This is a genomic window from Burkholderia sp. Tr-20390 (genome assembly GCF_017104595.1).
Taxonomy (GTDB): Bacteria; Pseudomonadota; Gammaproteobacteria; order Burkholderiales; family Burkholderiaceae; genus Burkholderia.
In genome coordinates this window covers 1-21,344 of record NZ_JAAGPC010000038.1, presented here as the reverse complement: position 1 = coordinate 21,344, position 21,344 = coordinate 1, and the positions used below count along the sequence as shown (strand labels likewise).

At 65.2% G+C, this 21,344-nt stretch carries 23 protein-coding genes and 1 pseudogene; 15 read left to right on the top strand and 9 right to left on the bottom strand.

Features of this window, described 5'->3' with window-relative positions; translation table 11 throughout:
- Nucleotides 1-113: 113 nt before the first annotated feature.
- Nucleotides 114-386: a hypothetical protein gene (locus G3N98_RS13330; RefSeq protein WP_206148418.1), complete on the top strand. Its 273-nt coding sequence runs from the start codon at nucleotides 114-116 to the stop codon at nucleotides 384-386.
- Nucleotides 387-642: 256 nt separating this feature from the next.
- Here the strand turns inward: G3N98_RS13330 and G3N98_RS39780 are convergent.
- Nucleotides 643-862: pseudogene (locus G3N98_RS39780) on the bottom strand (hypothetical protein); the annotation flags it as partial.
- On the opposite strand from G3N98_RS39780, the gene G3N98_RS13325 reads away from it, so the two are divergent.
- Together G3N98_RS13325 and G3N98_RS13320 are read left to right on the top strand one after the other, a co-directional pair.
- Nucleotides 861-1,115, top strand: coding sequence for a hypothetical protein (locus tag G3N98_RS13325; RefSeq protein ID WP_206148417.1), 255 nt, complete (start codon nucleotides 861-863; stop codon nucleotides 1,113-1,115). The pseudogene G3N98_RS39780 and the gene G3N98_RS13325 sit on opposite strands and share 2 nt — an antisense overlap.
- A 216-nt stretch (nucleotides 1,116-1,331) precedes the next feature.
- Nucleotides 1,332-1,772, top strand: coding sequence for a hypothetical protein (locus tag G3N98_RS13320; protein WP_346779084.1), 441 nt, complete (start codon nucleotides 1,332-1,334; stop codon nucleotides 1,770-1,772).
- Nucleotides 1,773-2,083: 311 nt separating this feature from the next.
- Here G3N98_RS13320 and G3N98_RS13315 read toward each other — a convergent pair whose 3' ends face one another.
- Nucleotides 2,084-2,707, bottom strand: a complete 624-nt coding sequence (locus tag G3N98_RS13315) for a hypothetical protein (protein ID WP_206148416.1) — start codon at nucleotides 2,705-2,707, stop codon at nucleotides 2,084-2,086.
- 813 nt (nucleotides 2,708-3,520) lie between these two features.
- Between G3N98_RS13315 and G3N98_RS13310 the strand changes: the two genes are divergently transcribed.
- The 5 genes from G3N98_RS13310 to G3N98_RS13290 all read left to right on the top strand — a co-directional run bounded on the left by G3N98_RS13310 (nucleotide 3,521) and on the right by G3N98_RS13290 (nucleotide 8,499).
- Nucleotides 3,521-4,636, top strand: a complete 1,116-nt coding sequence (locus G3N98_RS13310; RefSeq protein WP_089426904.1) for a branched-chain amino acid ABC transporter substrate-binding protein — start codon at nucleotides 3,521-3,523, stop codon at nucleotides 4,634-4,636.
- A gap of 182 nt (nucleotides 4,637-4,818) precedes the next feature.
- Nucleotides 4,819-5,745: a high-affinity branched-chain amino acid ABC transporter permease LivH gene (livH, locus tag G3N98_RS13305; protein WP_041493199.1), complete on the top strand. Its 927-nt coding sequence runs from the start codon at nucleotides 4,819-4,821 to the stop codon at nucleotides 5,743-5,745.
- Nucleotides 5,746-5,756: 11 nt separating this feature from the next.
- Nucleotides 5,757-7,028, top strand: coding sequence for a high-affinity branched-chain amino acid ABC transporter permease LivM (locus tag G3N98_RS13300; RefSeq protein WP_206148415.1), 1,272 nt, complete (start codon nucleotides 5,757-5,759; stop codon nucleotides 7,026-7,028).
- Complete coding sequence (gene livG / locus G3N98_RS13295) at nucleotides 7,025-7,798, top strand: high-affinity branched-chain amino acid ABC transporter ATP-binding protein LivG (RefSeq protein ID WP_069252315.1); 774 nt, start codon at nucleotides 7,025-7,027, stop codon at nucleotides 7,796-7,798. Before G3N98_RS13300 ends, livG begins: the two co-directional genes overlap by 4 nt.
- Nucleotides 7,798-8,499, top strand: coding sequence for an ABC transporter ATP-binding protein (locus G3N98_RS13290; protein WP_039366289.1), 702 nt, complete (start codon nucleotides 7,798-7,800; stop codon nucleotides 8,497-8,499). The genes livG and G3N98_RS13290 overlap by 1 nt, the downstream gene beginning before the upstream one ends.
- Before the next feature lie 81 nt (nucleotides 8,500-8,580).
- Here G3N98_RS13290 and G3N98_RS13285 read toward each other — a convergent pair whose 3' ends face one another.
- On the bottom strand, nucleotides 8,581-9,432 hold the full coding sequence (locus G3N98_RS13285) for a LysR substrate-binding domain-containing protein (protein ID WP_175239142.1): 852 nt from the start codon (nucleotides 9,430-9,432) through the stop codon (nucleotides 8,581-8,583).
- Nucleotides 9,433-9,564: 132 nt separating this feature from the next.
- On the opposite strand from G3N98_RS13285, the gene G3N98_RS13280 reads away from it, so the two are divergent.
- From G3N98_RS13280 to G3N98_RS13265, 4 genes are all read left to right on the top strand, one after another.
- A complete protein-coding gene (locus tag G3N98_RS13280) occupies nucleotides 9,565-10,545 on the top strand; it encodes a hypothetical protein (RefSeq protein WP_175239141.1) in 981 nt (326 codons plus the stop codon).
- Between the two features lie 29 nt (nucleotides 10,546-10,574).
- A complete protein-coding gene (locus G3N98_RS13275) occupies nucleotides 10,575-11,561 on the top strand; it encodes a 2OG-Fe(II) oxygenase (RefSeq protein WP_175239140.1) in 987 nt (328 codons plus the stop codon).
- 13 nt (nucleotides 11,562-11,574) lie between these two features.
- On the top strand, nucleotides 11,575-12,498 hold the full coding sequence (locus tag G3N98_RS13270; protein WP_206148414.1) for a DMT family transporter: 924 nt from the start codon (nucleotides 11,575-11,577) through the stop codon (nucleotides 12,496-12,498).
- Between the two features lie 66 nt (nucleotides 12,499-12,564).
- Nucleotides 12,565-12,915 carry a VOC family protein gene (locus G3N98_RS13265; RefSeq protein WP_089475387.1) on the top strand — a complete coding sequence of 117 codons (351 nt, stop codon included), beginning with the start codon at nucleotides 12,565-12,567 and terminating at the stop codon, nucleotides 12,913-12,915.
- Between the two features lie 192 nt (nucleotides 12,916-13,107).
- Here G3N98_RS13265 and G3N98_RS13260 read toward each other — a convergent pair whose 3' ends face one another.
- The 3 genes from G3N98_RS13260 to G3N98_RS13250 form a co-directional block, all read right to left on the bottom strand.
- A complete protein-coding gene (locus G3N98_RS13260; RefSeq protein WP_089475386.1) occupies nucleotides 13,108-13,515 on the bottom strand; it encodes a DUF2000 family protein in 408 nt (135 codons plus the stop codon).
- Nucleotides 13,516-13,559: 44 nt separating this feature from the next.
- Nucleotides 13,560-14,417 carry an AraC family transcriptional regulator gene (locus tag G3N98_RS13255; RefSeq protein ID WP_206148413.1) on the bottom strand — a complete coding sequence of 286 codons (858 nt, stop codon included), beginning with the start codon at nucleotides 14,415-14,417 and terminating at the stop codon, nucleotides 13,560-13,562.
- A 73-nt stretch (nucleotides 14,418-14,490) separates the two neighbouring features.
- The gene (locus G3N98_RS13250) at nucleotides 14,491-15,468 is read right to left on the bottom strand and encodes an AraC family transcriptional regulator (RefSeq protein ID WP_089475384.1); all 978 of its coding nucleotides are present in this window, start codon (nucleotides 15,466-15,468) and stop codon (nucleotides 14,491-14,493) included.
- A gap of 45 nt (nucleotides 15,469-15,513) precedes the next feature.
- On the opposite strand from G3N98_RS13250, the gene G3N98_RS13245 reads away from it, so the two are divergent.
- On the top strand, nucleotides 15,514-16,263 hold the full coding sequence (locus G3N98_RS13245; RefSeq protein WP_206148412.1) for an SDR family oxidoreductase: 750 nt from the start codon (nucleotides 15,514-15,516) through the stop codon (nucleotides 16,261-16,263).
- Nucleotides 16,264-16,554: 291 nt separating this feature from the next.
- Here G3N98_RS13245 and G3N98_RS13240 read toward each other — a convergent pair whose 3' ends face one another.
- The gene (locus tag G3N98_RS13240) at nucleotides 16,555-16,827 is read right to left on the bottom strand and encodes a hypothetical protein (protein ID WP_089475382.1); all 273 of its coding nucleotides are present in this window, start codon (nucleotides 16,825-16,827) and stop codon (nucleotides 16,555-16,557) included.
- Between the two features lie 321 nt (nucleotides 16,828-17,148).
- On the opposite strand from G3N98_RS13240, the gene G3N98_RS13235 reads away from it, so the two are divergent.
- Complete coding sequence (locus G3N98_RS13235) at nucleotides 17,149-18,393, top strand: LuxR C-terminal-related transcriptional regulator (protein WP_241025901.1); 1,245 nt, start codon at nucleotides 17,149-17,151, stop codon at nucleotides 18,391-18,393.
- Nucleotides 18,394-18,428: 35 nt separating this feature from the next.
- On the opposite strand, the gene G3N98_RS13230 is transcribed toward G3N98_RS13235, so the two are convergent.
- Nucleotides 18,429-19,730 carry an aspartate aminotransferase family protein gene (locus G3N98_RS13230; protein ID WP_206148411.1) on the bottom strand — a complete coding sequence of 434 codons (1,302 nt, stop codon included), beginning with the start codon at nucleotides 19,728-19,730 and terminating at the stop codon, nucleotides 18,429-18,431.
- A 76-nt stretch (nucleotides 19,731-19,806) separates the two neighbouring features.
- On the opposite strand from G3N98_RS13230, the gene G3N98_RS13225 reads away from it, so the two are divergent.
- On the top strand, nucleotides 19,807-20,691 hold the full coding sequence (locus G3N98_RS13225; protein WP_206148410.1) for a LysR family transcriptional regulator: 885 nt from the start codon (nucleotides 19,807-19,809) through the stop codon (nucleotides 20,689-20,691).
- A gap of 25 nt (nucleotides 20,692-20,716) precedes the next feature.
- Here the strand turns inward: G3N98_RS13225 and G3N98_RS13220 are convergent.
- Nucleotides 20,717-21,344, bottom strand: a 628-nt coding sequence (locus G3N98_RS13220) for an isochorismate synthase (RefSeq protein ID WP_241025900.1), incomplete at its 5' end; no start/stop codon positions are given.

Below are 21,344 nucleotides of genomic sequence, written 5' to 3'. Positions count from 1 at the left end.
CGCGGGGGCAATGTGAGGGCAAGGAGACGGGGTCACATCTTGGAACCTCCCTGGTTGAAGAGAAGAGGCCACGTGATGTTTTGAAGTGCGTAAATGAAGCGGATCGGTTGCTCATGAGGAAAGAATATTTCTGTTCCAGAACAGAGTTTCCGTGCGGCCTCGGAGAGATTTTCACGGAATTTGTTAATGGTGTCGCGACGCGCCAGATTAATCGACCTGACAATGGATCTGTCTACGCGTCGTCATCCCGGCGCGATTGGAATTCTGATATTGGTTTTTTGCTATTTGACGGGATGAAGGGCGAGCTTGAAATCTCACCACATGAAGAAGTCGAGGAGGAGGATTTCGAGCGCGCCTGGAATGCTGCCGTGGGCAACGTTTCTTAACGAAATAGGAAATGTGGGATACCCGTGACAATCACGCTCCCGCAGGTCGAGCAAGTCTTATCCGTGTCTGAAGATCGGTGGAATTTCGCTGGTCAACGATGCTGGATTTGTTCCGGGCCGAAAGGCTCAGATCAGGATTGAGCCGGGCAGGCTGATCATCACGCAGATGTAAGAGGAACGCCGCAGGATGCGGCCGCGCTGCGCGATGTCGCGCAGCGCGTGTGATGGGACCGCCGCTACTGGTCGCTGCGGCGCATCACCAGGCGATATTGCAAGACGACCGAGACGTCCCCGCACCGCCCGTAGCCGTGCAATGCGTCCCCGCACCTTTGTCATAGAACGTCCGCATCTCCGGCTGCAAATGGATTCGGCGCACCATGCGGGCCGCGCGGAGCATCGTACGACCGCTGCGGCGCATACGAGCCGCCACTACCAGCCGGCCTTGAGCCGTCCGCCCGCAGGTATTCATACCAGTTGAAGACCGTCGGGACGACGCATTTCAAATACGACGCGTTCGGCCGGCGGATTCGGAAGCTGAATGGGGGTTATGCGAGTACGGACTACCAGTGGGACGGCATGCGGCTCGTGCAGGAGACGTACCACGATCGTCAGGGCGAGGAAGCGCTGACGTACTTGTATGAGTCGAATAGCTATGTGCCGCTGGCACGGATCGACCAGGGTAAGGCGGCGGCTACCGTAAGTGCGCTTCCGGCGCGGTGCGAATCGTAAGCGATTCGGTTAGTTCATATTTGCGCGCTTGAAGGGGCTGTCGCGTCGATGGATAACGCCGCCTTTTCTTATGTGAAAAACCGTTGCTGGCCAGTGGGTAGCGACCAGACGGGGCTGAGCTGCAGTCTGAGCCGGGACTACTGACCTCACCCAGTCGACGATGTTAGCCGTAAGTTTGTGGGCTAGCCTCATGAATACGTCAGAGGGGAAAGGTCAGTGGATCAGGATATTCAGGAGATGTTTCGCCGCTATCGCGATCGAGATATCGATTTGCAGCAACTGCGTGTGTGGTTGGGCAACGAAAGTGCTCGTGTCGAGGCGCAAATTCCACGAGGTCAATTACTCAAGCTCAGACGAGGAAGTGAAGCCCGGAGCAATGGAGTGATCGCGCAGTTACTTCCAGCGTGCGAGTACTGTCTGGCAGTTGGCTCGCCCAAACAGTTCGAATCACGCCTGGAATATCAACAATATTCGCAACGTCGCGATACTGCCGTTACCAGCGGAGTCCTCGCGGATATTGCTCCGCCTCGTTTTGATTCTGAGGGACCAGGGTCGGCAGGATCTGCAATGTACTATCGCTGTACTCGATGTCATGCGATTTGGGCATTCGTTGAGCCGGAGAAGGCGGAAGACGGGGCGTGGAATAGGGCAGTTTAAAGTTCGAAAGTGAGTGATGCTGCTTGCGAGCGGTGGTGGTGTTCAATCCGGATGGCGTCAATCAAATGTGTTTAGGAGGGTTCTGAATTGAGTCGGCTTGAACAGTACTACGCGGGCGACGATAGCTGGACAATATTGCCCCATCGATTGCACTAGAAACCAGCAGTTGATTAAGCGTTTACGCGAATGCCCAATGCGCATGCCATCGTAACGAGACGAGAGCTGCTACGCCCATTTCGCGATGGAGGCAAGACACTGGTCTATCGCCATACCGGCGTTCAGAGCAACCACGGACGTCGCCCCCCCGCGCCTCACCACCCGATATTGCAAGACGACCGCGACGTCCCCGCACCGCCCGTCGCCGTGCACTTCGTCCCCACGCCGTTGTCATAAAACGTCCGCGTTTCCGGTTGCGGCACCGAAGGATCGAACGGATTCGGCGCCCCATGCGGACCGCGCGGCGCGTCGTACGGCCGCTGCGGCGCATACGAACCGCCACTACCAGCAGGCCGCGATCCGTTCGCGCGCAGGTATTCATTCCAGTTCTCCGCGCGCTGTGCATATCCAGGCACCGCGCGACCAAAACTGTCACTCCCACCCGCGCCGAGCGCGACGCGGTTCGACGGCAATACAAAATCGGGCTCGTGCTCAACCGAAGGCGTCGGTACCACAAGCGCATCGCCCGTCACCCGCAACGGCCGCGTATCCGGCGTATCGAACGGACCGCGCTCCATCGGCGCGGCGTACTCCAGGCGACTGTGGCCCGTTCGCGCCGCATGCCCGTCATTCCGAGCCGCAGCCCGACGCTCCGACCGAAACACATTGGCACCCACCGACCGATCGGTCAGCGAATCGCGCCCGGAAGCATCGACGGCAGAAACAGAAAGCGCACACGCGATCGCGGCGGCGGAAGAGAGGCAGAGAGGGTGATTCATCAGCGTTCCGAAGCAGGTGATATGCGATGGGAAAAAAAACGGCAGATCACTGGCTGGCGGCTGGGCGACGGAGGGGCGTCGAAGCGGCCCTGAAGCGACTGCGAGGCGCTGGGTATACGACTCGCAGGAAGGCTGGCTGGATTGCAGAAGCGAAATCGTATTATTTCATAAAAATAACGATCAGCTTCCAGATGTTTAGTTTTGTTTGTAAACAGTAGGATTGACCGCCTCGATCGAACGCCCCGAGTTGGTGCCCAGCAAAGCAATCGTCAGTTGATTAAGTTTCAGCGGTCCGACCCTTAACAACCCGAAAACGCCCCGCACGAAATCCGAGACCGCCAAAAGCCAAGCGCAGCAAGGCACTCACCCAATCAGCCCCACCCCATAGCAACCCAATTGCACCCCAACCAAACGTTCTCGCCCCTCACGCGGTTGCGCCCCCATCGCCACCGCTACCCCCAAAACCCTCCGTGTTTTCCCTCGGTCGACCGGCATTTTTGACAGACGATTTAAAAACGCCCATATAATTTCGACTGCCTTGCCAATGGCTGTCGGACCATCCCTCCGAACAAGCGATTTGGCAAGCGGGGCAGGCGAAACGCTTGCGCAATGCAAGACGCATCACGATGTCTTTCCGAACCAGACGTCCCCTTCGGGGACTGCAAGAGCCGGGCCCCGCTACGCAACATTCCGCTGGAGTTCCGTCTTCTATGTGTCTCGGGCGTGTCCCATGTCCTCGCCCCGGGTGCTGTTCGATTGCGCAAGTCATGCCGCCTTTGCCCGTATGACTAAACAACATCGAGGAGCTCCCAGATGACGCTGTCCCGTCTTACGTCCATTTCCGCCGCCGTGCTGTTCGCCGCCGGCGCCGCCGCCGCGCAAGCGGAAACCGTGAAGATCGCCATCGCTGGTCCGATGAGCGGTTCGGTCGCCCAATACGGCGACATGGTGAAGGCCGGCGCGCTGACCGCGATCGAGCAGGTCAACGCTGCAGGCGGTGCGGGCGGCAACAAGCTTGAAGTCGTGATGATGGACGACGCATGCGAACCGAAGCAGGCCGTCGCCGTCGCCAACAAGATCGTCAGCCAGAAGATCAAGTACGTGATCGGTCACGTGTGCTCGGGTTCGACGATCCCGGCCTCCGACATCTACGAGAACGAAGGCATCGTGATGGTCACGCCGTCGGCCACCGCGCCGCAACTGACGGAAGGCAAGAAGCGCCACTTCATCTTCCGCACGATCGGCCGTGACGACCAGCAAGGCCCGGCCGCCGCGCACTACATCATCAACAACGTGAAGCCGAAGAAGGTCGCGGTCCTGCACGACAAGCAGTCGTACGGCCAGGGCATCGCATCGTCGGTGAAGAAGGACCTCGAAGCCGCGAAGATTCCGGTCGTGCTGTTCGAAGGCATCAACGCCGGCGATTCGGACTACTCGGCGATCATCACGAAGCTGAAGTCGCAAGGCGTCGACTTCGTCTACTTCGGCGGTTACCACCCGGAAATGGGCCTGCTGATGCGCCAGGCGCGCGAGCAGGGCGTGAAGGCCACGTTCATGGGGCCTGAGGGCGTGGGCAACAAGGACGTGACGGCGATCGCCGGCCCGGCCTCGGAAGGCATGCTCGTCACGCTGCCGGCCGACTTCTCGGCCGATCCGGCCAACGCGGCGCTCGTGAAGGCGTTCGCGGACAAGAAGCGCGACCCGAACGGCCCGTTCCAGATGCCGTCGTACGCCGCGGTGAAGATCATCGCCGACTCGATCGCCGGAGCGAAGACGACCGATCCGACCAAGGTCGCCGCGTACATGCACAAGACGACGTTCGACACGCCGATCGGCAAGGTCGCGTATGACGCACAGGGCGACCTGAAGGCGTTCAAGTTCGTCGTGTACACGTGGCACAAGGACGCGACGAAGACCGCCGCCAAGTAAGACGGAGTATCCGCCCGCGCATGCCGCCCTGTCCGAGACCCGGACGGGGCGGGTGCGTATTGGCCGCGCATCTGCCCATTGCGCGGCCATGGGGCGGCCCGAGACGACACCGTGCGTTGCGCGCGGCCACGCCGTGATCCGGCGACGGCAGGCGACACGACGCCAACGGGAGCTTCCCGCACATGACTGACTTCTTTCCCCAATTCGCCCAGCAGCTGGTCAACGGCCTGACGCTGGGTGCGATCTATGCGCTGATCGCCATCGGCTATTCGATGGTCTACGGCATCATCGGCATGATCAACTTCGCCCACGGCGAGATCTACATGATCGGCGCGTACGTGGGCCTCGTGACCCTCACTGCCATCGGCATTTCCGCCGGCTATCCGCTGCCGCTCGTGCTCGGCGCCGCGCTGATCGTGTCGGTGATCGTCACCGGCCTGTACGGTTTCGCGGTCGAGCGCGTCGCGTATCGGCCGCTGCGCGGCGGCCCGCGCCTCGTGCCGCTGATCTCCGCGATCGGCATGTCGATCTTCCTGCAGAACTACGTGCAGATCGGCCAGGGTGCGCGCGACGTGTCCGTGCCCGTGCTGATCTCCGGCGCATTCGACATTCACCTCGGTGGCGACTTCGACGTGACCATCCCGTATTCGCGCCTGATGATCGTCTGCGTGACGCTCGTGCTGATGATCGCGCTCACGCTGTTCATCTCGCATTCGCGGATGGGCCGGGCGTGCCGCGCATGCGCCGAGGACATGAAGATGGCGAACCTGCTCGGCATCGACACGAACCGCGTGATCTCGTTCACGTTCGTGCTCGGCGCGATGCTGGCGGCCGTCGGCGGCGTGCTGATCGGGCTGACGATCGGCAAGCTGAACCCGTATATCGGCTTCGTCGCGGGCATCAAGGCGTTCACCGCCGCGGTGCTCGGCGGGATCGGCAGCATCCCGGGCGCGATGCTCGGCGGCGTGTTGCTCGGCCTCGCGGAAACCTTCGCCGCAGGCTACATGCCGGCCGAGTACAAGGACGTCGTCGCGTTCGGCCTGCTCGTGCTGATCCTGCTCTTCCGCCCGACCGGCCTGCTCGGCAAGTCGGACATCGAAAAGGTTTGAGGGAGACGCAGATGAGTCAAGTCATTTCCGTTCGCCGCCCGGCCGCCGACGCTTCGATCGGCCAGGCGCTGAAAAATGCCGTGGCCGCCGCGTTCCTGACGGCGATCCTCACGATTCCGGTGCTCGGGCTGCAGTTGAAGCTCGAAGGCTATCAGGTGGTGCTCACGCCGCACTGGCGGCCGGTGTGGATCGCGGTCGCGGGCGTGTTCCTGTTCCAGCTGTTCAAGCCGTGGCTCGTGCGTGCGAAATCGTCGGTGAAGCTGCCGGCGATGCCCGCGATGGGCGCGCAGCAGCAGCGCGTGATCGTCTGGGTGCTGCTCGCGGTCGGGCTCGTGTGGCCGTTCTTCGGCTCGCGCGGCGCGGTGGACGTCGCGACGCTCGCGCTGATCTACGTGATCCTCGGCCTCGGGCTGAACATCGTGGTCGGTTTCGCGGGGCTGCTGGATCTCGGCTATGTCGGGTTCTACGCGGTCGGCGGCTATACGTACGCGATGCTGAACCAGTACTTCGGGCTGTCGTTCTGGGAATGCCTGCCGCTCGCCGCGATCGCGGCCGCGACGTTCGGCTTCCTGCTCGGTTTCCCGGTGCTGCGGCTGCGCGGCGACTATCTCGCGATCGTCACGCTCGGCTTCGGCGAAATCATCCGCCTGCTCGCGAACAACCTGACGAGCCTCACGGGCGGCCCGGACGGCATCTCGGGCATCCCGAAGCCGACCGTGTTCGGCTACGAGATGGTGCGCAGCGCGAGCGTCGAAGGCGCGAAGACCTTCCATGAACTGATCGGGCTGGAATACAGCGGCGACCACGTGGTGATCTTCCTGTACCTGCTCGCGCTCGTGCTGGTCGGCTTCACGCTGTTCGTGACGAGCCGCCTGATCCGCATGCCGATGGGCCGTGCGTGGGAAGCGCTGCGCGACGACGAGATCGCATGCCGTTCGCTGGGCCTGAACCCGACGCGCATCAAGCTGTCGGCGTTCACGCTCGGTGCGGCGTTCGCCGGTATCGGCGGCGCGTTCTTCGCGGCGCGCCAGGGCCTCGTGAATCCTGAATCGTTCACCTTCATCGAATCGGCGCTGATCCTCGCGATCGTCGTGCTCGGCGGGATGGGCTCGCAGCTCGGCGTGATTCTCGCGGCGATCCTGCTGACCGTGCTGCCGGAAGTCGCGCGCGGCTTCGCCGAGTACCGGATGCTGATCTTCGGTCTCGTGATGGTGTTGATGATGATGTGGCGTCCGCAGGGCCTGCTGCCCGCGAGCCGTCCCCACGTGGAGCTGCCGCAATGAGCGCGAATACGGAACTGTTGAAGGTCGCCGGGTTGCAGATGCGCTTCGGCGGGTTGCTCGCGGTGGACGGGATCGATTTCGACGTGCGTCGCGATGAGGTGTTCGCGATCATCGGGCCGAACGGCGCGGGCAAGACCACGGTGTTCAACTGCGTCGGCGGCTTCTACAAGCCGACCGGCGGCGACGTCGTGCTCGACGGCCACGCGATTGGCGGGCTGCCGAGCCACAAGATCGCGTTGAAGGGCCTGGTGCGCACGTTCCAGAACATCCGCCTGTTCAAGTCGCTGACCGTCGTCGAGAACCTGCTCGTCGCGCAGCACCGCAAGGTGAAGGCGGGGCTGCTGCCCGGCCTGTTCTCGACACCGGCGTATCGCCGTGCCGAGAAGGAAGCGCTCGAACGCGCGGCCGTGTGGCTCGACCGGATGGGGCTGACGTCGGTCGCCAACCGGCCGGCGGGCACGCTGTCGTACGGGCACCAGCGGCGTCTGGAGATCGCGCGCTGCATGATCACCGAGCCGCGCCTCCTGATGCTCGACGAGCCGGCGGCCGGCCTCAACCCGCAGGAGAAGATCGAGCTGCAGCACCTGATCGACAAGCTGCGCCGCGAGTTCGGCGTATCGGTGCTGCTGATCGAACACGACATGAGCCTCGTGATGGGCGTGTCCGACCGCATCCTCGTGATGGAGCACGGCCGGCCGATCGTGATCGGCACGCCGGAAGCGGTCCGCAACGACCCGCGCGTGATCAAGGCGTATCTGGGGGAAGAGTGATGCTGAAGCTGGAACAGGTCCATACGCACTACGGCGCGGTCGAGGCGCTCGCGGGCGTGTCGATCGAGGTGAACAAGGGCGAGATCGTCACGCTGATCGGCAGCAACGGCGCCGGCAAGACGACGCTGATGATGACCGTGTGCGGCACGCCGCGCGCGTCGTCGGGCCGCGTGCTGTTCGAGGGCAAGGACATCACCGCGATGTCGACGCACCAGATCATGCGGCAGGGGATGGCGATCTCGCCGGAAGGGCGGCGCGTGTTCCCGAGCCTGACGGTGCTCGAGAACCTGAAGATGGGCGGCTTCTTCGCGAGCCGCCATGAGATCGACGACGGCATCGAGCACGTGTTCAAGCTGTTTCCGCGCCTGAAGGAACGGGCGACGCAGCGGGCCGGCACGATGTCGGGCGGCGAACAGCAGATGCTGGCGATCGGTCGCGCGCTGATGAGCAAGCCGCGTCTGCTGCTGCTCGACGAGCCGACGCTCGGCCTCGCGCCGCTCGTGATCGCGCAGATCTTCGACATCATCCGCACGATCCGCGACGAAGGCGTCACGGTGTTCCTCGTCGAGCAGAACGCGAACAAGGCGCTGGGTGTGGCCGATCGCGGCTACGTGCTCGAAACGGGGCGCGTCGTGCTCGCCGATACGGGCGCGAACCTGCTCGCGAACGATCGCATCAAGCAGGCGTACCTCGGCGGTTGATGCCGAACGCCGCCGGCCTGCAACGGGCCGGCGGCGCGTCCTCTTCGCTTTCTCATGCAAGGCCGGTTCCCGGCCTTGTCTTCATCCGATCCTGAAGGTGCTTTTCAGAACGTCGCGCAGATGCAGCGCGGCGCGATTGCTGTCGTCCGTCAGGATGGTGATCAGGTGCGGCGGGAGATCGGGCAGCACGATCCCGGCGACGTGGCTCGTCAGGTTGCCGGACACGCGATCGTGTTCGATGAGGCCGACCGCGAGGCCGTTCGCGATACACGCCTCGACCGCCGGCGAACTGGCGCTCTCGAGCAGCATCCGGTGCGGGATCTTCGCCTTCTTCAGCGCGTTCAGCGCGGTGTCGCGGTACGGGCAGCCCTGCAGTTGCACGGCGATCGGCAGCGGCGCGTCGGGATTGAACTTGAAGGTTCGCGCGGCGACCCACACCGGATGGGTCTTGCTGAGCAGCTCGCCGTGCGGCGTCGCTTTCGGCACCACGGCGATCGTGATGTCCAGCTGGCCGCGCGCGAACAGCGACTGCAGCTCTTCGCTGGAGCGTGCTTCGACCGTCAGTTCGAGCAGCGGCCGGTCGGCGGCGAAGCGCGGCAGGAATTCCGCCATGAAGTGCGCGGCGTACGAATCGGGGATGCCGAGCCGCAGCTTGCCGGTCAGCATCTGCGGCGACAGCGATTCGACGAGCCGGTCGTGGCTCAGCAGGAACTCGGTGGTGTCGCTCAGCAGCTTGTGGCCGTACTGCGTGAGTTCGACGGCCTGGTTGTTCCGCGTGAACAGGCGCTGCGCGACCATCTCCTCGAGCTTCTGGATCTGCGCGGTGACCGACGACGGGCTGCGGTTCACGTGAACGGCCGCATCCTTGAAGCGGCCGAGCTTTGCAACGGCGTGGAAGGTTCGCAGCAGGTCGACGTCCAGGGTGCGCGGCATGATTTGGTTTTTCCGAATCAGTGATTCAGGTAATGTCGATTGACGGAATTATTGAGCATCCCATATTCTCGGTCAACAGGCAGACAACGGCAGGCAGCCGGTCGCGCGGTGCACGTATCCGGGGAACGATTCATGTCGATCAATGATTTCGTTGTAGATGCATTGGTGCGGGACAGGAAGTTGAAGGCCGAGTCGGTATGGACGGTCGAGAATCACGAAAAGTATTCGACGCTCAAGCGCAGCGACGATGACGCGAGGAGAAAGGAAGCCGGGCGCGAGGTGTTTGCGCTGATGCGCAACCTGAACGAGCTGGGCGTGCGGAGCCCCGCGCTGTGCGCGGACCGCGACGGCAACGGTTCGTTGCGCGAAGCGATCGGCCAGTTGAGCGAGCGGCTCGCGACGTTGTCGCGCGGCCGCGATGTGCATTACATCGAGCTCGGGCCGGAGCCGGTCAAGACGACCGAACTCGTGAAGGCCGTCAGCGGCGGCGGCCCGGACCATCTGCGCTATACGGCCGTCGACATCAACGAGTCGTCCGAAGACGCGATGCGGCACGCGATCATGCCGTTCCTGAAAACGCCCGGCTGTTTCAACTACATCGCCGACGATTACCGGAACGTGCAATGGAACCACATCGACGTGGGCCAGGACGTGACGTTCATCACGATGCTCGGTTTCCAGGAAGGCAACGAATTGCCCGTGACGATCGGCCGGCTGATCCGCAATCTCGGCGGCAAGTCGACCTACGTCGTGTCGGAGATGCAGCTGCTGGTCGAGGGGAGGGAGGAGCCCATCTACAACTTCTACCGGAACGAGAACATGGTGCGGTTTTCCGAAGTCGTCAGCCGGCAGCAGGGCTTCGAGCCGCTCGGTGAGCACCATGTGTCGATCGTCCGGCTCAATTTGCTCGGCGACCAGTTCCATGTGGCAGTCACGTTGCAACCGGTATCGAAAGCCGGGGCCGACGGGCACCTGATCACCAACGTCTGCCTGAAATACACGCCGGAGCAATTCCGCCACGTGCGCCACAGCCACGCCAATTGCCGCGTGATCGACGAACTGCACAGCGGCGACGGCAGCGTCGTGTACCAGATCGCCCAGTTCAAGGGCTGAATGCCGCAACCACGACAGCGAGGCACGCGATGAACAAGGGAAATGCATTGCCGGTGTTTGCGCGCGGGTTCGATCGGGTGCGGCTTGCGTTGCAGACGTCGCTGTCCGGCGGCGCGAATGTCGACGGCTCGCTGGATGCCGCGACGGAACCGATGCGCTGGAGCAGCGCCTGCCTGCGCGACGACTATGAAGTGCGATACCGGCGCAATCTCGACGCGCTCGGCTATCGCGGTGTGCCGATGCGCGGCACGCGCTCGGATGCGCTCAACGCGGTGTGCCATCTTCGCGGGCTGTTTTCCGACGAGGCGGTTGCTGCATTGCGCGAGATCGGCCGCGCGCTGGAGCGCAGCGCGTCGAGCAGCAACTGGATCATCTCGAAGCGCGTGCGTGCGGTGACGGAGCGCTCGCGGTTCATCGACGACATGATGCACGACCGTGCGTTCCTGCTGCGGGTGTCGCGTCTGGCCGGTGTGCCGCTGATTCCGTATCCGATGGTCAATGCGCGCTCGCAGTTCAACTACTACTACCCGACGAGCCAGCGCGACGGCAAGGAACAGCTGGGCATGTGGCACACCGACGGCACCAGCTTCGTGCTGAACATCGTGCTGTCGGATCGATCCGACTACGAGGGCGGAAACTTTCTGTTCTACGAATCGACCGCGGAGACGTTCGATCGCCATGATCGCGAACGCCGGCACGTGAAGACCGCGAATCTGGACAACGCGGGCGACGCGCTGCTCATCTATGGCAGCAAGCTGTTCCATGGCGTCGAACCGGTCGACGCGGGGCGGCGCATGTCGCTGGTGCTGTCGTTTCATTGCCCGACCACGCGGGAGGACGACAACGGCTTCTGGCATCTCGCGTCGGACGACGGCATCCCGCGCACGGTCGTCAACTGGCTGGCGCTGCAGCGCGCGCTCCGGGACGACGCCGAACTGCAGTATCACCGCCTCGGGCTCGAACCGATTCGCCCCGGGGATCTGGCAGACCCGCGCCTGTCCCCGGCAACTTTCTGAGAGCCGTCGCCCCATGCAGCTATTCCTGCTCCAGCTCGTTTTCGTGTTGTCGTGGAGTTCCGGCTTCATCGGCGCCAAGCTCGGCGCGGAGACGGCCGGCGCGTTCAACCTGCTGTTCTGGCGGTTCCTGCTCGTCACGCTGTGCCTCGCGATCGTCCTCAACCGGCAGCTCGCGCGCCTGACGTGGGAGAAGCTGCGCTATCACGCGGTGATCGGCTTCCTGTCGCAGTTTCTTTACCTGGCCTGCGTGTACGTGGCGATTCAGCACGGCTTGCCGCCCGGCATCGCCGCGATCGTCGCCGCGATGCAGCCGCTCATCACGGCCGCGATGACGTCGCTCGAAGGCAGCGAGCGCAGCGGGGCGCGCCAGTGGGCGGGGCTCGTCGTCGGGTTCGTCGGCGTGGGCATCGTGATCGGCGGGCAGTATGCGCTGCCGGCCGGGTCGGTCGGGCTCGTGATGTACCTGCTGCCGCTGGTGTCCGCGCTGGGGCTGTCGATCGCGACGATCTATCAGCGGCGCCGCGCGCTGACGGCCGCGCGCAGCAACGAGGACGGACTGTTCTTGCCGCTGTTCGTGCAGGGCTGCGTGAGCCTCGTGCTGTTCGCGGTGTGCGGGATCGTCACGGGCAACCTGCACGTGCCGACCCAGCCGAACGTGTGGGTGTCCGTCGTGTGGCTGACCGTGTTCTCGACCTTCATCGCCTATCTGTCGTTGTGGGCGCTGCTCAAGCGGATGCCCGCGACGCGCGTGGCGACCCTCGTCTATCTCGAACCGCCCGTGACGCTGATGTGGGCCGCGTGGATGTTCGGTGACCGGATCGAGGTGACGACCTATCTCGGCATCGTGGTCGTCGCGATCGGCGTGTGGCTGGCCGGCAAGCACGTGGAGCGGCCCGCGCGGGCGCGGCGGGCGAACATGGGGGCGGCCGGCCGTTGATGCACTGGTTGCGCGCGCGGTTCCGGTGTAGCGTCGCGGTACTGTCATGCTCAGCGAAGGAACCCGATGAAAGTCAAACGGATCGTCGCCAATATCGACACCCGGTCAGTCGACGACGCCAAGCGCTTCTACCAACGGATCTTCGGCCTCGACCTGCTGATGGACCACGGCTGGATCGCGACCTACGGCAATGCCGAGCAGATGGACGTGCAGATCAGCTTCGCATCGGAGGGCGGATCGGGCACGCCGACCCCCGATCTGTCGATCGAGGTCGACGACGTCGATGACGCACTCGCACGCGTGCTTGCGGCCGGGATTCCGGTCGAGTACGGCCCGGCCGACGAGCCGTGGGGCGTGCGGCGGTTCTATGTGCGCGATCCGTTCGGCAAGCTGGTCAACGTGCTTGCGCATCGCTGATTCCGAAATACATCGCGGCGGGCTGCGTCGTGCCCGGTCACGCCTGGGCATGACGGAGGGCGTACCGGGCGAAGTCAATGTGTAGCCCAATCGGCTTCGATCGTAGCGAAATGCGCTACATCCGGGCAATTCGTCCGAATCGGGACAAAATCGGCAACGCGGGCTGTATCGGGTAGCCAGAACGTCGGTGCATCACGCATGCAACGCCAACCCCTTCACCGCCTTGTCGACCGCCTTCTTCGGCCCGCGCAGCGCCAGCCCGACGAAGTCGAGATTCTCCGCATCGCCGGCCCGAAACACGTCGCGGTTGGCCGCGTCGTGCCCGGTCGAAAACATCGCGTGCACGTAGGGCACGATCGTGAGCTCGCGCGACAGCGCCTGCCGGTGCGCGGCCTGCAGGCCGTTCAGGTCGGCCGAGAACACCAGCATCGGCTGGCCCAGCATGCGGCCGTAGCGGCGTCCCGCCGCATCCTCGTACGGTTCGCCGAGCGCTTCGGGCGCTTCGGCCGCGACGCCCGTCGCGAGAAACGCGACGACATTGAGTTTCTGCCACGCGGCGAGATCGTCGCGCACGATCAGCGCGACCTTGGTATCGAACATGAGTGCTCCTTGTAGAGACGCTCATGATCGGCTGCCGCGCGCGATCAGTCTGGAACGTTTGTGCAGAGTTGCCGGTAAGCGGCCGGCGTGATCCGGTACGCGCGGCGGAACCAGCGGCCCAGGTGGCTCTGGTCGGCGAAGCCGACGTCCGCGGCCGCCTGCGCGGGCGTGCGGCCGGCCGCCAGCAGCCGGCGCGCGGCACGCAGCCGCAAGCGCACCAGGTACGCGTGCGGCGACGTGCCGAACGCACGCTGGAACAGCCGCGTCAGCCGGAACCGGTCGATCCCTGCTGCATGCGCGAGTTCATCGAGCCCGATGTTGTCGTCCATGTGTTCATGCAGCAGATCGCGCACGCGTGCGATCGCGGGCGGCACGACGGCGCTTTCCAGCATGAGCGGCCCGCGCAGTTCGCCGCCGAGCCGGATCAGCAGGCGGTCGAGCGTCTGGTCGCGCGCGAGCTTGCCTTCGTTGCCGTGGATCGCGAGAAACGCCTGGCGGATCGCGTCGACGAGGCCGCGATCGTCGACGAGCGTATGACCGAACGACGCCTCGACGCCGCCGAGGCCCGGCAGGTCCAGCCGGCGCGCCGCGCGCTCGACCCACGCTTGCGGCAGGTACAGCATCCCGTAGGTGAAGCCGCCGGCTTCGGGCGCGTGGCCGTCGTGCAGCGCGCCCGGCTCGATCAGGATCGCGCGGCCCGGCACGCTCGTATGCACCGACCGGTGGCACTGGAATTGCTGGACGCCCTGTTCGGTGAAACCGACCAGCATGTCGTCATGATCGTGCGCATCGTAGGCATGGCCGTTGAAATGCGCATGCAGGCTTTCGATGCCGGTTTCCGCATCGCGCCGCGCGACGAGCCAGTGGCCGGTTGTGTCGATGTGCTTCGCGGGTGTCGTCATCGGATGCGTCGCGCTTCGTCGTTGCGTGACGAATAGTGTACGCAGGTCGCGGGGCAGTGGGGACGGGCGCGCATCATGCTTCGTTTGCCGTCGCCTGCTCGTCGCGTGCGTATTGCGCGGGCGGCCGGCCGACGTGGCGCGTGAACGCGACGCTGAAGGTGCTCGCGGAACTGTAGCCCACGCGGCCCGCGATCTCGGCGATGCGGCCCTCGTTGCGGCGGAGCAGGTTCTTCGCGAGCGCCATGCGCCAGGTGAGCAGGTATTCCATCGGCGCGACGCCGACCGCGCGGCTGAAGCGTTCGAAGAAGGTCGAGCGCGACAGCGCGGCTTCCCTGGCGAGCTCGACGACCGTCCACGGGTGCGCGGGGCGTGCGTGCATCCCGCGGAGCGCGGCGGCGAGACGGCTGTCGGCGAGCCCGCGCACGAGGCCGGGCGACGCATCCGTGCCGGCCGAGAAGCGCAATGCCTCGATCAGCAGCACTTCCACGAGACGCGACAGCACGAGTTCGCGCGCGGGCCGCTGCGCACGCGATTCGTCCCGCACCAGTTGCACGAGCGTGGTCAGGCGCGGCTCGCCGCGCACGTGCACGTATTGCGGCAGCAGCGACACCAGCAGCGCAGCGTCGGGCGAACTGAAGCTGCAATTGCCCGCCATCATGCGCGTGTCGACCGGGCGGTCCGCGTCGCCGATCCGGTATTCGCCGTTGTCGAGCATGACCGGGGCGGCCGTTTCGACACCCGGCGGCGGCAGTTCGAAGCTGGAGATCGACACGCCGTAGGCAGCCGGAATCAACACGAAATCGCCGGGCAGCAGCTCGATCGGCGGATGTCCGTCGATCGCGACGCGGCACCCGCCATCCAGGACCGCGCAATAGAACGGCTCGCCGGCGACCGTCCGGCTGATGCGCCAGGGGCTTGCGCCGTGAACCAGCTTGGAATACCGCGTGCTCGGCTGCAGCAGCGTCACGACCTCGGCCAACGGATCGATCATCGCCGGACTCTCGCAAATGAAAATTGGATTTTCGATTGTAGCGAATACGGATCCGGCCATCTATCGTACGAACACATGCTCAACACGTCACAGGAGTGAGTTCGCATGAAGACCGTATTGATCACCGGCTGTTCCTCCGGCTTCGGCCTCGAGATCGCCCGCTATTTCCTGGCCCGCGACTGGCAGGTCGTCGCGACGATGCGTACGCCGCGCGAGGGCGTGCTGCCGCCGTCGCCGAACCTGCGCGTGCTGGCGCTCGATGTCACGAACCCCGACAGCATCCGCGCGGCGATCGACGCCGCAGGCCCGATCGACGTGCTCGTCAACAATGCGGGTTTCGGTGCGGCCGCACCGGCCGAACTGATGCCGATCGACACCGTGCGCGCGCTGTTCGAGACCAACACGATCGGCACGATCGCGGTGACGGAAGCCGTGCTGCCGCAGTTGCGCCGGCGCGGGGCCGGCGTGGTCGTGAACGTCACGTCGAGCGTCACGCTGAAGGTGCTGCCGCTGCTCGCCGCCTATCGCGCCAGCAAGGCGGCGGTCAATGCGTACACCGAATCGGTGGCGCTCGAACTCGCGCCGTTCGGCGTGCGTGCGCATCTCGTGCTGCCGGGGCGTGCGCCCGACACGCGTTTCGCCGACAACGCGCGCGCGCACATGCATGGCTTCGAGCACGAGGCTTATGCGGAATTTGCAGCGGCGGTCTTTGCGCGCATCGTCGACGAATCCGCGCCGGTCACCCACGCGCAGGACGTCGCCGAAGCGGTATGGCGCGCGGCGACCGATCCGTCGAGCCCGATGCGCATTCCGGCCGGCGCCGATGCCGTCGCGTGGGCGGCGGAAGCGGGCTGAGGCTCACCGACATGGGGCGAACCGGCTTGCCGGTAAACGGATCAGGCAAGCTCGTTTGCGCGAGTGAGGCGGGATGCCTCCGGCTTGAAACGAGCCGCCGGCGCGGTGGCATGCACGTACGTGCATGCATCACGGGCGGAGGCGATCCGTGCGGTTCTGCCTGTCGCACTCGGCATGAAAGAACGCCGGGCGCGCCTTTACTCGCTGCCTGTCTATCCGCCGGCCCTGCAGGGTCGCGCCAGCTACCCCCACCCGATACATGCGCGACCACGCCGAGCCGGACCTCTGCCGCTACTGGCCGCCTTGGTACAGCTGGTTGAGACGCTGAAGATCCCCCGACTTCTGCATCCGCAGGTATTCCTCCTTGACCTGTGCGCGGGTGAGCCCGGTCGGCCCGCCTGCCTGCGCCCCGCCGCTGGGCATGCTGCCCATCGACGTCGCGCTGATCGCCGAGTCGGACGGCTTGCTCGACGCCGCCGCGGCGCCATCGTCCTGCGCCCGGGCGAGGCCTGACGCACCCAACACACAAATGGCGGCCAACGCCGCCTTGACCATGCTCTTCATCGTGGCACCTCACATGAACAAGCAATGCAACAACCACGACGCGGATGCTGCATCGTCCGCGTATGTCGACGTTGCGCAGGCTGCCCGTACGCGCAACGTCGATCCTCCCCCGGGCATTTCATCAAGGTTTTACGGCGATTGACGCGTCGGCATGCGCGGATTCACGCGATGCTTCTGTCGCGCGTGTCGAGTCGTCCTGTGCGCGTTTGACTCGCGCATCGTGAATCGGGTCATTCCGCCTTCATTGCATCGCGCCGGACAAATCCCCCCATGCCGAACGCAGGAGCGGGTTCGTCACGCGAATGCAGCCGGAATGGCGGAATGATAGAACCCGCATGCCGGTTTAACGCCCTCTTGAAAGGGGGCAATTGCCGTAGTTGTCATGTGGAATGCCTACACTGCACAGACGTCGCGGAGCGTATGAAGTCGAGCGTCTCGCCGCGACCCGCGAACGAATCCGGTGCATGTTCGAGGAGCGCATTCATGTCTGACAAACACGTCGCGCTTGCAAGCCATATTCGCCGGCTCTGTTCGCTTGCCGTCGAGCCGCATCTCGTCATTCCTCATGTGATTGAGGCGGCCCGGCACATCGTCGGTGCCGATTGGGGCATGTTCTTCTATGCCGACGAGCACTACGCCGTGTCGGACGTGTACAGCGAAAACGAGGGGGTCTATTCGCTATTGCCGACATATTTCGCGAACATCCACAACACGTCCCGGCAGCAGGTGCTGGGCATCACGTTTTCCGAGGCGATGCGCCGCGGCCGCGGTTTCGACAACAGCGCGCACTACGACGATGCATTGCTCGCGAGCGACATGTATGCGGACCTGTGGCAGCCGGTGTCGATGCGCCACTGTCTCGAGCTGACCGCGACGGACGGCACGCGCGGCTGGGGCAGCCTGCTGCTGTCGCGCGCACCGGGCTGTCGTCCGTTCTCGGAAAAGAACCATCGCGACATCGAACCCATGGCGCGGCATCTGGCCCACGCGCTGTCGCGGCCCGTGCGGCCCACGCTGCATGAATCGGAATGCAGCGAGTCCGCGACCCTGGTGGTCGACGACGATGGCCGGCTCCTGCTGCACAACGTGGACAGCATCCGGATGCTGGCGCTCGCGACCGGCGAGCCGCTCGCGTTCTATCGTCACGAACGCTTGCCGGACTGGCTCGCGCCGCTGCGGTCGAACCTCAACCGGATCTGGCTCGGCTACCCGGCGCCACCCGCGACGCTCGAGCGTCGCAACCTTGCGGGGCGTTTCCGCTTCAAGGCCTATCGCTGTACCGACGCGACCGCGTTGCAACGCGATGCCGCGATCGTGATCCATATCGAACACTTTCCGCCGCTCAGGCTGATGGTCGAACGCCTCGGCTTCGCGTTCGGCCTGACCGAGCGACAACGCGAACTCTGCGTACAGCTCGTGCTGGGCCGCTCACACAGCGAGATTGCGCGGGACTTCGCGCTGCGCGACAGCACGGTCGTCGATCATGTCCGCAAGATCTATCGCCGGCTCAACGTCCACAATCATGACGAATTGCGCAGCGTGTTCCGGGCCGGGCGGCTCGACTAGGATTCGAGGCGCCCGGCGTTGCATCGCGTGTTCCGTTACAGTGCGCGCCGGATCGCCTGGTCGAGCAATGACAACCCGAGATCGATTTCCGCTTCGCTGACGGTCAGCGGCGGCGCGATCCGGAACACGCCGCCCATGCCCGGCAACTGCACGATGTTCATGCTGAGCCCGAGCTTCATGCATTCGCGCGTGATCTTCGCGCCGAGCCCGTCCGCCGGTTCCTTCGTGCGGCGATCCTTGACGATCTCGACGCCGAGCAGCAGCCCGCGCCCGCGCACGTCGCCGATGCAGTCGAAGCGTTCCATCAGGTCGAGCAGGCCGCGCCGGAGCCGGTCGCCCATCACGTTCGCCCGCTCGACGAGCCCGTCGCGCTGCACGACGTCCAGCACGCGCAGGCCGACGGCCGCGGGCAGCGGGTCCGACACGTGCGTCGTGTAGAACAGGTAGCCGAGTTCGTGCGCGCGTTCCTCGATTGCCGCGGACGTCACCATCGCCGCGAGCGGCAGCCCGGCGCCGAGCGTCTTCGACAGCGTCAGGATGTCGGGCGTCACGCCGTCGCGCTGGCACGCGAACATCGTGCCGGTGCGGCCGACGCCCGTTTGCGCCTCGTCGAGGATCAGCAGCATCCCGCGTTCCTCGCACTTGCGCTTGAGCGCCGCCATGTAGCCTTCCGGCAGTTCGATGATCCCGCCCGAGCTGAGGATCGGTTCCGCGATGAACGCCGCGAGGTTGCCGCTCGACTGGCGATCGATCAGGTCGAACGCGTAGTCGAGTTCGGCCAGATAGTCGTAGGCGCCGTTGTGCTCGAAGCGCGGCCGGTACGTGAACGGCGCCGGAATCGCGAACGAGCCGACGGCGGCCGGCCCGACGCCCTTGCGGCCGGCGCTGTAGGTGGCCGACGCGGCCGCGCCGGTCATCCCGTGCCACGACTGCGCGAAGCCGACGATCTCGTACTTGCCGGTGACGAGCTTCGCCATCCGGATCGCCGCTTCGTTCGACTCCGCGCCGGTGCTGAGCAGCAGCGCGCGATCGAGCCCGACGGGCGTGACGTCGGCGAGGCGCGTCGCGAGGTCGACGACCGGCCGCGACAGCATCCCGCTGAACAGGTGGTCGAGCTTGCCCGCGTATTCGCCGATCACGGACACGATGTCCGGATGGCTGTGGCCCAGCACCGCGCTCATCTGGCCCGACGTGAAATCGAGGATCGCGCGGCCGTCCGCGTCGTACACGAAGCTGCCCTTCGCGCGCTCGATGATCATCGGCTCGAACGTGCCGCCGTAGCGGACCAGGTGCTGCGTGGCGTTGCGCCAGAAGGTCGGGTCGTCGTTCAGGGGCATCGGGCGTCTCCAGGAAGGGGCAGGGGGCGCTTGCAGTCTAGGTGCGCGTCTGGTTTGATGGAAACGAATAGTTCTAATGCAAGGTAGAAAAGGAGCTAATACCTTGGCGCTTTCGCTCGAAATCGACCTGCTGCGCTCGTTCGTCGTGATTGCCGAGGTGCGCGCGCTCAGCCGCGCGGCCGCGCGCGTCGGCCGGACCCAGTCCGCGCTCAGCCAGCAGATGAAGCGGCTCGAGGAGGCCGTCGACCAGCCGTTGTTCCAGCGCACCGGGCGCGGCGTGGTGCTGACCTATCCGGGCGAGCGGCTGCTGGTGCATGCGCAGCGCATCCTGCGGCTGCATGACGAGGCGATGGCCGACCTGTGCGGCACGGGGTTGTCGGGGACGATCCGCTTCGGCTGCCCGGACGATTACGCGGAAGTCTGGCTGCCTGCGCTGTTGCGGCAGTTTTCGAGCCAGCATCCGCAGGCGATCGTCGAGGTCGTGTGCGGGCCGACGCCGCGGCTCATCGAGCAACTGGACAAACGCGCAGTCGATCTGGCGATGATTTCATTGACGGACGACGGCGCGAACGACGACATCATTCGCCGCGAGCAGCTGGTCTGGATCGGCTATCCGGGGCTCGAACCCGCGCATTTCGATCCGTTGCCGCTGGCGCTGTCCGATCGCGACACGCTCGATCACCTCGCGGCCTGCGAGGCGCTGGATCGCGCGGGCCGCGATTACCGCGTCGCGTATGCGAGCAGCAGTCTCGCGGGGCTGATCGCGCTGGTGCGTTCGGGGCAGGCGTTCGCGGTGATGACGCAGACGGCGGTACCGGCCGACCTGGCGATCGTCACCGGCGATCCGCGCCTGCCGCCGTTGCCGGCCGTGGGTATTGCGCTGAAGTTCGATCGCAAGCGGCCGTCGCATCTGACGGCGGCGTTCGCCGAGCATATCCGGCTCACGCTGCCGCTGTTGTGATGCGCGCGGCCGCCGCGCCGACGCATCACTCGACCGTCGACGAGGCCGACATCGTGGCCGGGCCGCGTGCGTCGGCATCGGCCGCCGCATCGCGCATGCGGATCGCCGCCTGCATGCCGGACAACTTGAGTTCGGTCTCCTGATATTCGTTGGCCGGCTCGGAATCGGCGACGATGCCGCAGCCCGCGAACAACCGGCACGCGCCGCCGTCGACCAGCGCGGAGCGCAGCGCGACGATGAAGTCGCCGTTGCCGTGCGCGTCGATCCAGCCGACGGGCGCCGCATACCAGCCGCGATCGAAGCCTTCATGCGCACGGATGTGGTCGAGCGCTTCGGCGCGCGGATGGCCGGCCACGGCCGGCGTCGGGTGCAGCGCCGCGACGACCTGCAGCAGCGTCGCGTCCGCCTTCAGCGTCGCGCGGATCGGCGTGCTCAGGTGCTGCAGCCTCGGCAGCCGGTGCAGCGACGGTTGCTCGGGCACGTCGAGCGTGCGCGACAGCGGCGCGAGCGCCGCGCGGATCGCGTCGACGACGAGCGCGTGTTCGAGCCGTTCCTTCGCGGAATCCATCAAGGCCGCGCCGAGCGCGCGATCGTCGTCGGGAGAGCGGAAGAGAACACGTCGGAACTCGAGTAACGCCACAGGAGAGCGTATA